11 protein-coding genes and 1 riboswitch are annotated in these 14,063 nt (G+C 71.3%); of the genes, 6 read left to right on the plus strand and 5 right to left on the minus strand.

The annotated features are described in order from the left end of the window. Positions 1-236 precede the first annotated feature (236 nt). The 6 genes from ACWD5Q_RS23890 (at position 237) to ACWD5Q_RS23915 (ending at position 7,533) form a co-directional block, all read left to right on the plus strand. A complete protein-coding gene (locus ACWD5Q_RS23890) occupies positions 237-1,694 on the plus strand; it encodes an HD-GYP domain-containing protein (RefSeq protein WP_451429062.1) in 1,458 nt (485 codons plus the stop codon). Continuing rightward, on the plus strand, positions 1,691-2,935 hold the full coding sequence (locus tag ACWD5Q_RS23895) for an HD-GYP domain-containing protein (protein ID WP_451429063.1): 1,245 nt from the start codon (positions 1,691-1,693) through the stop codon (positions 2,933-2,935). The genes ACWD5Q_RS23890 and ACWD5Q_RS23895 overlap by 4 nt, the downstream gene beginning before the upstream one ends. Before the next feature lie 139 nt (positions 2,936-3,074). Then, positions 3,075-4,055 carry a tetratricopeptide repeat protein gene (locus tag ACWD5Q_RS23900; protein ID WP_451429064.1) on the plus strand — a complete coding sequence of 327 codons (981 nt, stop codon included), beginning with the start codon at positions 3,075-3,077 and terminating at the stop codon, positions 4,053-4,055. A 99-nt stretch (positions 4,056-4,154) separates the two neighbouring features. Then, positions 4,155-4,805: a peptide deformylase gene (gene def / locus ACWD5Q_RS23905; RefSeq protein ID WP_451429114.1), complete on the plus strand. Its 651-nt coding sequence runs from the start codon at positions 4,155-4,157 to the stop codon at positions 4,803-4,805. Positions 4,806-5,077: 272 nt separating this feature from the next. Continuing rightward, positions 5,078-6,163 carry an epi-isozizaene synthase gene (cyc1, locus tag ACWD5Q_RS23910; RefSeq protein WP_451429065.1) on the plus strand — a complete coding sequence of 362 codons (1,086 nt, stop codon included), beginning with the start codon at positions 5,078-5,080 and terminating at the stop codon, positions 6,161-6,163. After that, a complete protein-coding gene (locus ACWD5Q_RS23915) occupies positions 6,160-7,533 on the plus strand; it encodes a bifunctional albaflavenone monooxygenase/terpene synthase (protein ID WP_451429066.1) in 1,374 nt (457 codons plus the stop codon). The genes cyc1 and ACWD5Q_RS23915 overlap by 4 nt, the downstream gene beginning before the upstream one ends. Positions 7,534-7,764: 231 nt before the next feature. On the opposite strand, the gene ACWD5Q_RS23920 is transcribed toward ACWD5Q_RS23915, so the two are convergent. From ACWD5Q_RS23920 to ACWD5Q_RS23940, 5 genes are all read right to left on the minus strand, one after another. Then, positions 7,765-8,775 carry a ribonucleotide-diphosphate reductase subunit beta gene (locus ACWD5Q_RS23920; RefSeq protein ID WP_451429067.1) on the minus strand — a complete coding sequence of 337 codons (1,011 nt, stop codon included), beginning with the start codon at positions 8,773-8,775 and terminating at the stop codon, positions 7,765-7,767. A 56-nt stretch (positions 8,776-8,831) separates the two neighbouring features. Beyond that, positions 8,832-11,213, minus strand: coding sequence for a ribonucleoside-diphosphate reductase subunit alpha (locus ACWD5Q_RS23925; RefSeq protein WP_451429068.1), 2,382 nt, complete (start codon positions 11,211-11,213; stop codon positions 8,832-8,834). A gap of 119 nt (positions 11,214-11,332) precedes the next feature. After that, positions 11,333-11,456: riboswitch (cobalamin riboswitch) on the minus strand. Between the two features lie 62 nt (positions 11,457-11,518). Further along, positions 11,519-12,022, minus strand: coding sequence for a GNAT family N-acetyltransferase (locus ACWD5Q_RS23930; RefSeq protein ID WP_451429069.1), 504 nt, complete (start codon positions 12,020-12,022; stop codon positions 11,519-11,521). 72 nt (positions 12,023-12,094) lie between these two features. After that, a complete protein-coding gene (mctP, locus tag ACWD5Q_RS23935) occupies positions 12,095-13,723 on the minus strand; it encodes a monocarboxylate uptake permease MctP (protein ID WP_451429070.1) in 1,629 nt (542 codons plus the stop codon). Beyond that, positions 13,720-13,986 (minus strand): DUF3311 domain-containing protein, encoded by a 267-nt coding sequence (locus tag ACWD5Q_RS23940; protein WP_451429071.1) that lies wholly within the window; start codon positions 13,984-13,986, stop codon positions 13,720-13,722. Before ACWD5Q_RS23940 ends, mctP begins: the two co-directional genes overlap by 4 nt. Between the last annotated feature and the right edge of the window lie 77 nt (positions 13,987-14,063).

Genomic DNA, 14,063 nt, shown 5'->3' on the forward strand with positions numbered 1-14,063 from the left:
ACCCCACCGCGCCCCCCCCCCTACCCGCACGAGGGTTCAGAACCCTCGTGCGAGACGGCGGTCAATCCTTGAGGGCTCGTCATTCGAACGTGCTAATCCGTGGGTCACAGGCCCACGGATTCCCCTCAAAGCCACCCCCCGGGGTCGCCCTCCCCTCTAGGCTCCCGAGCCTGAACGGGGCATGGCCGCACCCGCCCGGTCCGGGACAACGGTGCGGGTTCGGGGGGAGGTACGTCATGGGGCCGGTCCGGCCGTCGGCAGCCGTCTACGTCGGCTGCGCCGTCCTCGGCGCCCTGGTGTGCGTGGCCCCGCTGCCGGATCTCCCCGTCCCCTGGCGGGCGGTCGCGCTGCTCGCCGCGCTCCACGCCGGCTGCGAGCGGCTGCCCCTGCCCCGGGCCCTCGACCGCACCCGAGCCGGGCGGACCACGCCCCCCGGCGGCCACCGGGCCCCGGAGGGCATGGGCACCTTCTACCCCGTGCTGCTCGCCGGGGCCTTTCTGCTGCCGCCCGCGGCCGCCGCGTTCGTGCCGCTGCCCGGTGCCCTGCTCGCCGGTGTCACCGGGCGGCCGTCCTGGCTGCGCCGCGGCTGGCGGGCGGCACGGCTCGCCCTCGCCGTGTGGGCCGCGTCCCGCGTCCACTGGTCTCTCGGCGGGCACACCGCGGTCGCCGGCCCCCACTTCTCCCACGCCCTCCTGACCGCCGGGGCCGCGGTCGTGGTGTTCTGCCTGGCGCTCACCGTGCTCGACGGCGGAATCCTGGCGCTGGGCGTGGGGGCACCTCCCGCGCCCTCACCGCGGCGGGGGAGGGCAGCGGCGCGCACCGCCTGGCGCGGGCTGTTCCTGCGCTCCCTCGCGCCCGTCGCCGTGCACGGGCTCGCCGGACTGATGATGGCTGTCTTGTGGCGCAGCCCCTACGGGCCGGTGACGGCGCTGCTCGTGCTGCTGCCCATGTACGTCTCCTGCTGGGTCTTCGCCCAGTACCACCGGGAGCGGGCCGCCCACCACGCGACGATCCGCGCGCTCGTCCAGGCCGTCGGCCTCAAGGACGGCTACACCCGCGGCCACAGCGAACGGGTCGGACAGGCGTCCATGATGATCGCCCGCGAGCTGGGCCTGGACGACCACCGCGTGGAGGTGCTGCGGTTCGCCGGGATCCTGCACGACGTGGGCAAACTCGGCGTGCCCACCCGGCTGTTGCGCAAGGAGGGGCCGCTCACACCCGAGGAGCGCCGGATCATCGAACTGCACCCCGAGTACGGCCACGAGATCGTCCGCGGCATCGGGTTCCTCGGCGAGGCACGGTCCGCGATCCTCCACCACCACGAGCGGCTCGACGGCACCGGATACCCCTACGGGCTGAGGGACCGGCAGATCCCGGAGCCCGCGCGGGTGGTCGCGGTCGCCGACGCCTTCGACGCGATGACGTCGACCCGCTCCTACCGGCGCGCCCGGCCCGTCGCGGCCGCGCTGGAGGAACTGCGGCGGTGCGCGGGCACGCAGTTCGACCCGGCGATGGTGCACGCGCTGATCCGCGCGCTGGAGCGAGCAGGACGCCCCGGTTCGGACGACGCCGGGAACGGCGGCGGCTGGTACCCGGCGGTGACCGCCGACGAGCGGCACGGGAACGTACCACCACCGCCCCGGCCCGTGGCCGGTCAGCCGGCCGGGCGCGGGCACGGCGGGGGCGGCGCATGACCGCCGGCCGCCTCCCCCTCGTCCTCGCCCACACGACCGCCGCGCTGCTCGCCGCCGGCTGTCTCGGCCTGACCCTCTGGCACGGCCTGGAGGAACCCGGCGTCGCCCTCGCCTTCGGGGTGCTCGCCGCCGTGGGGGAGCTGTCCCGGTGGAGCGGCAGCGGCGAGCGGGAGCCCGCACCCCTCGGCGCGGCCGGGGCGCTCTCCTACGCCCTGCTCGGGCAGATCGCCGGGCGGCCCAGCCACCACGGGGTGCCGCAGGTCGTCACCGTGGTCCTCACGGCCGCCCTCGCCGGCTGTGTCCCGCACGTGGCCCGGGGCCGCGGCTCCACCGCCGACCATCTCACCCGCCGCCTGCTGACCGTGGGCTTCGCCGCCCTCTGCTTCCAGCCGGTCTTCCGCCACGGCGGCCCGCACGGCTGGGGCGGGCCCGCCTACACCCTGCTCGTCGTCGCCCTGCTGGTGCTCACCACCCTCTGCGACGCCGTGCTCGCCGCCGCCCTGGCGCACGCCCGGACCCGCCGGCCGTTCGGTCCGCTGCTGCGCGACGACCTGCGCGCCCGGCTCGGCATCGGCTCCGCCGTCTGCGCGACCGGTGCCGTGATGTCGCCGGCCGTCGCCGTGGTGGGCCTGTGGGCGCTGCCCGTCCTCTCGCTGCCGCTGCTGCTCACCCAGCTCTCCGGCCGGCGCTACGCGGCCGTGCGCACCACCTGCCGGCAGACCGTCGCCTCCCTGGCGCGCGCCACCGAGATCGCCGGGTACACACCCCCCGGGCACGCCCGCCGGGTCGCCGCGCTCAGCCGGGCCGTCGGCCGTGAGCTGGGCCTGAGCGAGCCCGAACTGACCGTGCTGGAGTACGCGGCGCTCATGCACGACATCGGGCAGCTCAGCCTCGTCGACCCCGTGCCGGCGGGCGCCACCGCCGTGCTGCCCGCCGAGGAGCAGCGGCGCATCGCGCTCCTCGGCGGCGCCGTCGTCCGGCAGACCGGGGTGGACGCCGAGGTCGCGGTCGTCGTGGAGCGGCAGGCCGACCCCTACCGGGACCAGCCGGTCGGCGCCAGGATCGTCCGGGCCGTGAACGCCTACGAGGAGATGGCGCGGGCACAAGCGGGGCCGGGGGGACCCCTCAGCGCGCTGGAGCGGCTGCGCCTCGCCTGCGCCCGCGACTACGAGCCCGAGGTCGTCCAGTCACTCGCGAGGGTGTTGCGCAGAGACGGTCTGACCTTGCCGACAGCGGGGTAACCCATGGGTAATGAGCGCCCGTCCGGCGGTACGTGGTTGGATGCGAGGAGAGGGTGTTCGGGGGCACAGCTCGCGCGTGACCCCGCGGACGGCAGGGAACCGGCAGGCGGGAATCGCAAGGGACTGGCAGGCGGGAATCGTGAGGATCTTCGGGAAGGGACGGCACCGGCCCTCCGCCTCCTGGCGGCAGGCCACCGACCGCGCGTTCACGCTGATCGGCGACGGCCGGTACGAGGACGCGGGTGCGCTGCTGACCCGCGCCGCGGACCTGGAGCCGTGGCTGTCGGAGTCCTGGTTCAACCTCGCCCTGCTGCACAAGTTCCGCCACGACTGGGAGCAGGCCCGCGCGGCCGGGCTGCGTGCCGTGGCCCTGCTCGACCGGGAGACCGGGGCGCCGGACTGGTGGAACGTGGGCATCGCGGCCACCGCCCTGCAGGACTGGCCGCTGGCCCGCCGCGCCTGGCAGGCGTACGGGCTGCGGGTGCCCGGCGGGGCCACCGTCTCCACCGAGCCCGACGGGATGGAGCTGGGCAGCGCCGCCGTACGGCTGTCGCCGGAGGGCGAGGCCGAGGTCGTGTGGGGGCGCCGGCTGGATCCCGCGCGCATCGAGGTGCTCTCCATCCCGCTGCCGTCCTCCGGGCGCCGCTGGGGCGAGGTCGTGCTGCACGACGGAGTGCCCCACGGGGAGCGCACCACGGCCGCCGGGCACGCCTATCCGGTCTTCGACGAGATCGAGCTGTGGGCGCCCTCGCCGGTGCCCACCTGGGTCGTGCTGCTGGAGGCCGCGACCGAGGACGACCGGGACGCGCTGGAGCAACTGGCCGCCGACGCCGGTTTCGCCGCCGAGGATTGGTCCTCGTCCGTGCGGCTGCTGTGCCGCGCGTGCTCCGAGTCCCGGATGCCGTCCGACGAGGGCGACGGCGAGCACCTCGATCCGCACGACCACAGCGAGCCGGGGCATCCGGGGCCGCTGGGGCACCGTACGCACGGGCAGCTGTGGGTGCCCGAGCGTGAGTGCGGCATCGCGGCGCCGGACTCGCTGGTGCGGGGGCTGCTCGACGGCTGGGTGGCGGACAGCCCGGACTCCCGGGACTGGCGGGACCTCGAAGAGGTCTGCTGACCGGCGGCCCGGCCCGGGAATCCCGGGGAAGCACCCGGGCGCGCCCCGTAGTCTGTACGGGCAGGATTTCTCATGGTTGCAGGAAGGCGTACGTCGGTCATGGCGCAGCAGGACACCGATCAGCAGCACGCGGGCGTGCTCCCCGTGGACGACGAGGGCTTCGTCAACGACACCGAGAACGCCGAGGAGCGCGAGACGGCCTGGCGCGAGCGCGGCACCTCGCGGCCGATCACGGTCGTCGGGAACCCGGTGCTGCACAAGGAGTGCAAGGACGTCACCGAGTTCGGCGCGGAGCTGGACCGGTTGGTCGCGGACATGTTCGCCAGCCAGCGCACGGCCGAGGGCGTGGGCCTGGCCGCCAACCAGATCGGCGTCGACCTGAAGGTGTTCGTCTACGACTGCCAGGACGACGAGGGCGTACGGCACGTGGGCGTCGTCTGCAACCCCCGGCTCGTCGACCTGCCCGCCGACCGGCGCCGCCTCGACGACAGCAACGAGGGCTGTCTGTCCGTCCCGGGCGCCTACGCGCCGCTCGCCCGGCCCGACTACGCGGAGGTCACCGGGCAGGACGAGAAGGGCAACTCGATCAAGGTGCGCGGTACGGGCTACTTCGCCCGGTGTCTGCAGCACGAGACGGACCACCTGTACGGCTACCTGTACATCGACCGGCTGTCCAAGCGCGAGCGCAAGGACGCCCTGCGGCAGATGGCCGAGAACGAGCCCCGCTACCCCGTGGTGCCCAACGACTGAGACCGTGGCTGAACGACGCCTGGCCGGGAGCACCGCTCCCGGCCAGGCGTCGTTCATGCGCGCGTTGCACATGCGAGCCCGGGTACGTCTGCACGGACTTGTATCGAGTCACACAAGGGATGTTCTCGGCACGGTCGGAGACGGGTGAGTCACATCCGTTCCCAGACCGGTCGATTGTGGTGCTGAATGGAATGCGCGGCGATACGCAACGGCGCGCGCCCGGCACGGCGCAAGGGGCGTGACGCCAACCGGCTGCCGAGAGGGGTTTGTTCGTGCCACCTTTCCCACACAGCACTTCACCGACGACGACCGCGGTCGCGGTTCCACCGGCGCTCCGTCTGCCGGTCATCGAGACCGCGTTTCCCCGTCGACTGCACCCGTATTGGCCCCGTCTGCAGGAGAAGACACGTTCCTGGCTGCTGGAAAAGCGGCTCATGCCGGCGGACAAGGTCGAGGAACACGCCGACGGGCTGTGCTACACCGACCTCATGGCGGGCTACTACCTCGGAGCCCCCGACGAGGTCCTGCAGGCGATAGCGGACTACAGCGCGTGGTTCTTCGTCTGGGACGACCGCCACGACCGTGACATCGTCCACCGCCGGCCGGCCGCCTGGCGGAAGCTGAAGTTCCAGCTCCATGCGGCCCTGGACTCACCCGGGCACCATCTGCGTCAGCCCGACCCGCTGGTGGCGGGGCTCGCGGACAGCGTGGGGCGCCTGTATTCGTTCCTGGGTGAGCGGTGGAACGCGCGCTTCGCCCGGCACTTCCACGCGGTGATCGAGGCGTACGACCGGGAGTTCCGCAACCGCGCCCGCGGGAGAGTCCCGACCGTCGAGGCCTACCTGGAACTGCGGCGGCTCACCTTCGCGCACTGGATCTGGACCGATCTGCTCGAGCCCAGCGCGGGCTGCGAACTGCCGGACGCCGTGCGGAAACACCCCGCGTACCGGCGGGCGGCACTGCTCAGCCAGGAATTCGCCGCCTGGTACAACGATCTGTGCTCGCTCCCCAAGGAAATCGCGGGAGACGAGGTCCACAATCTGGGGATCAGTCTCGTCCAGCACGAGGGAATGACACTCGAAGAAGCCGTCGGGGACATGCGGCGGCGGATCGATGAATGCATATCCGGTTTCCTCGCCGCCGAAAAGGAGGCACTGCGGTTCGCCGCATCCCTCGCGGGCGGCACCGCGCAGGGAAAGGAACTGGGCGATGCCGTGAAGGCGAACGTCGCAAACATGCGGAACTGGTTCAGCGCCGTCTACTGGTTCCACCATGAGTCCGGCCGCTACAGAGTCGAGAGCTGGGACGACCGCTCGACACCCCCGTACGTCGACAACGAAGCGGCAGGTGGGAAATGACCCTGGAACCGGTCGGTGCGAAGGCGCCCGAGGCGGCGGCACCCCCGCGCGTCCCCCCGCTCGCCGCGGGCGGCCTCCCCCTCCTCGGCCACGGCTGGACCCTCTTCCGTGACCCGCTCGGCTTTCTGGGCCGGCTGCGCGACGACGGCGGCGTCGTCCGGCTGAGGCTCGGGCCCAAGACGGTGTACGCGCTCACCACCCCCGCGCTCGCCGGGGCCCTCGCGCTCAGCACCGACTTCCGGATCGGCGGCCCGCTGTGGGAGTCCCTGGAGGACCTGCTCGGCAGGGAGGGCGTCGCCACCAGCAACGGTCCGCTGCACCAGCGCCAGCGACGCGCCATCCAGCCCGCCTTCCGGCAGGAGGCCATCCCCGGCTACGGGCCGGTCATGGCCCAGGAGGCGCGGGCGCTCGTGGAGCGCTGGCGGTCCGGCGCGACCATCGACGTCACGACGGAGTCGTTCCGGGTGGCCGTGCGCGTCGTCGCGCGCTGTCTGATGGGGGGCACGTACATGGACGAGCGGGCCGAGCGCATCTGCACCGCGCTCGCCACGCTCTTCAGCGGCATGTACCAGCGCATGGTGATACCGCTCGGACCGCTGTACCGCCTGCCGGTTCCGGCCAATCGCGCTTTCAACCGGGCATTGGCCGATCTGCATCTCGTCGTCGACGAGATCGTCGCCGCCCGCCGGGCATCCGGTCAAAAGCCGAACGATTTGCTGATGGCTTTGCTGGAGGCGAAGGACCAGAGCGGTGAGCCCATAGGGGAACAGGAGATCCACGACCAGGTCGTCGACATCGTCACGGCCGGCAGCGAAACAGTGGGATCCATGGTCATGTCGCTTCTCCAGGTGCTCACGGATCACCCGGAACAGGCGGACGGGATCCGCGACGAAGTGAATACCGTGACGGGAGGCCGGCCGGTCGCATTCGAGGACATCCGGAATCTGACGTACACCGCCCATGTCATCGTCGAGACCATGCGGGTGCGCCCCGCCGTGTGGATTCTGACGCGGCGGGCCACGACCGACACCCAGCTCGGCGGGTACCGCATCCCGGCCGGGGCGGACGTCGTGTACAGCCCCTACGCGATCCAGCACGACCCACGCTCCTACGAGCGGCCCGAGCGGTTCGACCCCCACCGCTGGCTCCCGGAACGCGCCAAGGACGTCCCGAAGTACGCGATGACCCCCTTCGGGGTCGGCAACCGGAAGTGCCCGGGAGACCACTTCTCGATGGCCGAACTCACGTTGATCATGGCGGAGGTGGCGTCCGCCTACCGCTTCGAGGAGGTGCCCGGGTCCGACCCGAGGCCCCGCATCGGCATCACGCTCCGCCCGCGCCGGCTGCTGCTGAGAGCGCTGCCGAGGTAGGCCTCCGGGCGCACGTCCAGGCGCCCTCGGGGCCTCTGGACGTGCGCCGGCAGGCGGTCGGCGCCGCGCCCAGCCGCTGTCAGGAGCATCGGCAGTGAACGATACTTACCGCATGAACGCATTCACGGGATACGCGACCGTCCTGCTCCTCTTCGCTCTCCTGGCCGGCCCGGCGCTCGGGGGCTTTCTCCGCGAGCGCCGGATCGACCGCCAGATGAGGGCGGCGCAGGCTCAGAAGTCCTCGTCCAGGTCGACGGTGCCCTCCACCGCCACCTGGTACGCCGACGGACGCCGCTCGAAGAAGTTGGTCAGCTCCTGAACACCCTGGAGCTCCATGAAGGAGAAGGGGTTCTCCGAGCCGTACACCGGGGCGAAACCGAGGCGCGTGAGGCGCTGGTCGGCGACACACTCCAGGTACTGGCGCATCGAGTCGGTGTTCATGCCGGGCAAGCCGTCACCGCACAGGTCCCGCGCGAACTGCAGCTCGGCCGCGACGGCCTCCCGCAGCATGTCGGTGACCTGCTGCTGCAACGCGTCGTCGAACAGGTCCGGCTCCTCCTTGCGGACGGTGTCGACCACGTCGAAGGCGAAGGACATGTGCATCGTCTCGTCCCGGAACACCCAGTTGGTGCCGGTGGCCAGGCCGTGCAGCAGACCCCGGCTGCGCAACCAGTAGACATAGGCGAAGGCGCCGTAGAAGAACAGTCCCTCGATGCATGCGGCGAAGCAGATCAGATTGAGCAGGAAGCGGCGGCGGTCGGCCTTGGTCTCCAGCCGGTCCAGCTTCTCCACCGAGTCCATCCAGGTGAAGCAGAACTCGGCCTTCTCCCGGATGGACGGGATGTTCTCCACGGCCGCGAAGGCGGCGGCGCGGTCCTTCGGGTCGGGGAGATAGGTGTCCAGCAGTGTCAGATAGAACTGGACGTGGACGGCCTCCTCGAACAGCTGGCGCGACAGGTACAGGCGCGCCTCAGGGGAGTTGATGTGCTTGTACAGCGTCAGCACCAGGTTGTTCGCGACGATCGAGTCACCCGTCGCGAAGAAGGCCACCAGACGGCCGATGAGGTGCTGCTCGGCCGGCGTCAGCTTCGCGAGGTCGGCGACGTCCGAGTGGAGGTCGACCTCCTCCACGGTCCAGGTGTTCTTGATGGCGTCCCGGTAGCGCTCGTAGAAGTCCGGGTAGCGCATCGGGCGCAGGGTCAGTTCGAAGCCCGGGTCGAGCAGGTTGACGTGACGGGTCATTTCTGTCGGCGCGAAGCGCCGTCCTCCAGGGGTGGTGGTCGGGTGGCGGGCGGGCATTACTGGCATGCCTCGCAGGACTCGGGGTTCTCCAGGGAGCAGGCGACGGCGTCGGGGTCGGCCGCCTGCCGGACGGGGACGGCCGGCTGCGCCTGCGCCGCGCGGGCGATCCGGGTCGCCGGGCGGGAGCGCAGGTAGTACGTCGTCTTCAGGCCCGACTTCCAGGCGTACGCGTACATCGAGGAGAGCTTGCCGATGGTCGGCGTCTCCATGAACAGGTTCAGGGACTGGGCCTGGTCCAGGAAGGGGGTGCGGGCGGCGGCCATGTCGATCAGGCCGCGCTGCGGGATCTCCCATGCCGTGCGGTACAGCGCCCGGACGTCCTCGGGGATCCACGCGAAGCCCTGCACCGAGCCGTTCGCGTCGCGCAGCGCCTCACGGGTGCGGGCGTCCCAGACGCCCAGCTCCTTGAGGTCCTGCACCAGATACGAGTTCACCTGGAGGAACTCACCGGACAGCGTCTCGCGCTTGAACAGGTTGGACACCTGCGGCTCGATGCACTCGTACGCTCCGGCGATCGAGGCGATCGTCGCGGTCGGCGCGATCGCGAGGAGCAGGGAGTTGCGCAGACCGACCGCGGCGATGCGCTCGCGCAGGGCCGCCCAGCGCTCCGGCCAGGTCAGCTCGGTGTCGTAGTGGTCGGGATGCAGCACGCCCCGGGCGGTGCGGGTCCGGTCCCAGGCCGGCAGTCGGCCGCTGCGCTCGGCGAGGTCGGCGGACGCCTCGTACGCGGCGAGCATGATGCGCTCGGCGATCCGCGTGGACAGGGCCTTGGCCTCCGGTGAGTCGAAGGGCAGGCGCAGCTGGAAGAAGACGTCCTGCAGACCCATCGCGCCGAGTCCGACCGGGCGCCACTTGGCGTTGGACCGGCCGGCCTGCTCCGTCGGGTAGAAGTTGATGTCGACGACGCGGTCCAGGAAGGTGACGGCGGTGCGGACCGTCTCGTCCAGCCGCTCCCAGTCGATGTCCCCGTCGGCGACGAACGCACCGACGTTGACCGATCCCAGGTTGCAGACCGCCGTCTCCCCGTCGTCGGTGACCTCCAGGATCTCCGTGCAGAGGTTGGAGGAGTGGATGACGTGGCCCGGTTCGGCCGTCTGGTTGGCGGTGCGGTTGGCGGCGTCCTTGAAGGTCATCCAGCCGTTGCCGGTCTGCGCGAGGGTGCGCATCATGCGGCCGTACAGGTCGCGGGCGGCGATGGTCTTCCTGGCGAGGCCGTCCGCCTCGGCCTTGCGGTAGGCGGCGTCGAACTCCTCGCCCCACAGGTCGACCAGCTCCGGCACGTCCGAGGGGGAGAACAGCGACCACTGCTCGTCGGCGCCCACGCGGCGCATGAACTCGTCGGGGATCCAGTGCGCGAGGTTGAGGTTGTGGGTACGCCGGGCGTCCTCGCCGGTGTTGTCGCGCAGTTCCAGGAACTCCTCGATGTCGGAGTGCCAGGTCTCCAGGTAGACGGCGGCCGCGCCCTTGCGCCGGCCGCCCTGGTTCACGGCGGCGACGGAGGCGTCCAGGGTCTTCAGGAACGGGACGATGCCGTTGGAGTGCCCGTTCGTGCCGCGGATCAGCGAACCGCGGGAGCGGACGCGGGAGTAGGCGATGCCGATGCCGCCGGCGTGCTTGGACAGGCGGGCGACCTGGTGGTAGCGGTCGTAGAGGGAGTCCAGCTCGTCCTTCGGGGAGTCGAGGAGGTAGCAGGACGACATCTGGGGGTGCCGGGTGCCGGAGTTGAAGAGGGTGGGGGAGGAGGGGAGGTAGTCGAGGCGGCTCATGAGCCCGTAGAGCGCCGCGACGTCGTCCACCGAGCGGGGCGAGTCGTCCTCGGCGAGGCCGGCGGCGACGCGCAGCAGGAAGTGCTGGGGCGTCTCGACGACCTTGCGGGTGATCGGGTGCCGCAGGAGGTAGCGGCTGTGCAGGGTGCGCAGCCCGAAGTAGCCGAAGCGGTCGTCGGCGCCGGTGTCGACGAGGGTGTCCAGCCGGGCGGCGTGCAGGCGCACGAAGGCGGCGGTCCGGTCGGCGATGAGGCCTTCTCGGTGTCCGACGGCGACGGACTCGGTGAACGACGTGACGCCCTGGGCGGCGGCCTCGGCGCGGATGGTGAGGGTCAGCAGCCGGGCGGCCAGCCGGGAGTAGACGGGGTCCTCGGAGATGAGGCCGGCGGCCGCCTCCGTGGCCAGCTCGCGCAGTTCCGCGGCGTCCGCGCGCGCCGACCGGCCGCGTGCGGCGGCGGCGGCGACCCGGCCGGGGTCGGCGTCGGGGAGGTCGGCGGTCAGCTCGGTCAGGGTCCGCAGCAGCGCGGCACCGGGACCGTCGGTCCCGTCGGTCACCGGGGGCGGCACCGGAGCCGGTGTCGCTGAAACCGGGTCGGCTGGCGCGATGGTCACGTGGGGCTCTCCCTCGCTCGGCACGGGGCCTGGGGAGGGCAGGGGCAGCTCACGAGCGCGCGCGGGCTCGCGTCCACCGGCCCATTCCACGAGGCCCGGACGTCAGCGCCCGAGCCGGTCGGCCGGGCGCGCTGTCGGCAGGTCCTCGGACTGAACAGGCGTGCGTATGCACGCGAGTACACCGTTGCGGGACAGTTCCGGATTCGCACCGGATTCCCCTGCGGCGACAGCGAGCATGAGCATACATCTTGTGCCGGGTCGCGAGGTCACCCCCAGATGTTGTGCCGTGTCGGCTCCGGAGCGTGTCAGAGGGTCAACGCATAGGTGAGCAGCGCGAGGTCGAGATGCGGGAGTGGACTCCAGTCTCGCTCCGGTGTGCGCAGGAAGCCGAGGCGCGCGTAGATGCGGTGGGCGGTGTGCATGGTGGGCTGGGTGGACAGCACCACGCGCCGACAGCCGGGGACCGTACGGGCACGGTCGACGCAGACACGCACCAGGGCCTCGCCGACGCCGCGTCCGCGGGCCGCGTGATCGACGGCCAGCATCCGTATCTCGGCCTCGCCGGGACCGGCGATGTCGGCCATGGGCCCGCCCGCCGGTACGAAGGTGACCCCGCCGAGAACCCGGTCGTCCTCCACGGCGGCCAGCACCTCGGCGGCGCCGGCCCGCTTGGCCACGTCTCTCAGCTCGCCGAGGTAGGCGTCGTTCTCGCCGAAGTCGAGCAGCCCGTCCTGGAGGTAGGCCCGGGCGGTGAGCTCGCCGAGGGCCGCGTATTCCACGGGCAGTGCCTGCCGGATGGTGATGTCCATGAGGGCGAGTGTGCCGGACGGGTACGACAACGGGCCGCCGGATTTCTCCGACGGCCCGTCACCCACGGGTCCCTAATGGGCCGTGCCGGCCGTGGCCGGGGGCAGTTCCGCCCGGACGCCGGGGTCGCCCGCGTCCGCCGTGTAGTCGTCCGGCCTGGTCTCGTCGACGCCCTCGGGGGCCTTCAGGGCCTTCAGGACGAAGGTCAGGACCACCGTGACGAGGACGTTCAACACGAACGCCGTCAGACCGATGTAGCCGATCTCGCCGATGCCCGGGATCTCCTTCGCCGAGCCCCCGAAGTGCGCTTGCGTCGGGGACGCGACACCGTACGCCGCGAGCGTGCCGTAGACCATGCCGACCGCCCAGCCCGCGAGCAGCGCCCAGCGGTGGAACCAGCGGGTGAACAGTCCGCCGACCAGGGCCGGGAAGGTCTGCAGGATCCAGATGCCGCCCAGCAACTGGAAGTTGATGGCGACCGTCTTGTCCATCGTCAGCACGAAGACCAGGGCGCCCACCTTCACCAGCAGCGACACGATCTTGGAGACCCGGGTCTCCTCCTTCGCCGTGGCGTCCGGCTTGATGAAGTCCTTGTAGATGTTGCGGGTGAACAGGTTGGCGGCCGCGATGGACATGATCGCCGCCGGGACCAGCGCCCCGATGCCGATCGCCGCGAACGCCACACCCGCGAACCAGTCCGGGAACATGTTCTCGAACAGCTGCGGAATCGCGAGCTGCCCGTTCTGCACCTTCACGCCCGCCGCGATCGCCATGAAGCCCAGCAGCGCCAGCAGACCCAGCATCAGCGAGTACAGCGGCAGGATCGTGGTGTTGCGGCGGATCACCTCACGGCTGCGCGAGGACAGCGTCGCCGTGATCGAGTGCGGGTACATGAACAGCGCGAGCGCGGAGCCCAGGGCGAGCGTCGCATAGGTCCACTGGCCCGCCTCCGGCGGCGCGAGCGCCCCGCGCGGCTTCCCCGTCAGCGGACTGGTCTGCGCGAACGCATGGCCGGCCTTGGCGAAGATGTCGTCGAAGCCGCCCAGCTTGATCGGGATGTAGATGATCGCCACCGCGATGACGATGTAGATCAGCCCGTCCTTGACGAACGCGATCAGCGCGGGGGCCCGCAGACCCGACGAGTACGTGTACGCGGCCAGCACGGCGAAGGCGATCAGCAGCGGGAGGTCCTTGACGAACCAGTTGGTGTTCTCACCGCCGCCCACGCCCATCACGTCCAGCACGGCCTGGATGCCCACCAGTTGGAGCGCGATGTACGGCATCGTCGCCAGGATGCCGGTGACGGCCACCGCCAGCGACAGCCCCTTGGAGCCGAAGCGGCCGCGCACGAAGTCGGAGGTCGTCACGTAGCCGTGCCGGTGCGACACCGACCACAGCCGGGGCAGGAAGGTGAAGATCAGCGGGTAGACGAGGATCGTGTACGGCACCGCGAAGAAGCCCGCCGCGCCGGCCGCGTAGACCGCCGCCGGCACGGCCACGAAGGTGTACGCCGTGTACAGGTCCCCGCCGAGCAGGAACCAGGTGATCCAGGTGCCGAACGACCGTCCGCCGAGGCCCCATTCGTCGAGGCTGTGCTCGTTCTCGGCCTTGCGCCAGCGCGCCGCCAGGAAGCCCAGCACGGTGACGGCCAGGAAGAAGAAGATGAAGACGCCGAGCGCGACGCCGTTCACTCCGTCCTTCATCGGGACGCACCTCCCCCGTGGCCGGCACGGGCGCGCTGGTCACGCCGCCACAGTTGGTGGGCGGTCACGGTCAGCCCCGTGGAGATCAGCACCCACAGCATCTGGTACCAGTAGAAGAAGGGGATGCCGATGAACGTGGGATCGGTCTTGGCGTAGGAGCCGACCCACAGCATCGCGACAAAGGGTGCTCCTAGGCAGAGGGCGATGACGACGCGCAAGGGTGTCACCCTCGCCGCGCTCGTCCCGTCCGGCTGGTCTGACATCTGGTGGCTCCGTCCCCTCACTGTTCACCTGTGGAATGCGCAGGCAATCTAGGTGACGGTGCCCGAAGGCGGAAGAC

The sequence above is a fragment of the Streptomyces sp. NPDC002513 genome (genome assembly GCF_053595355.1).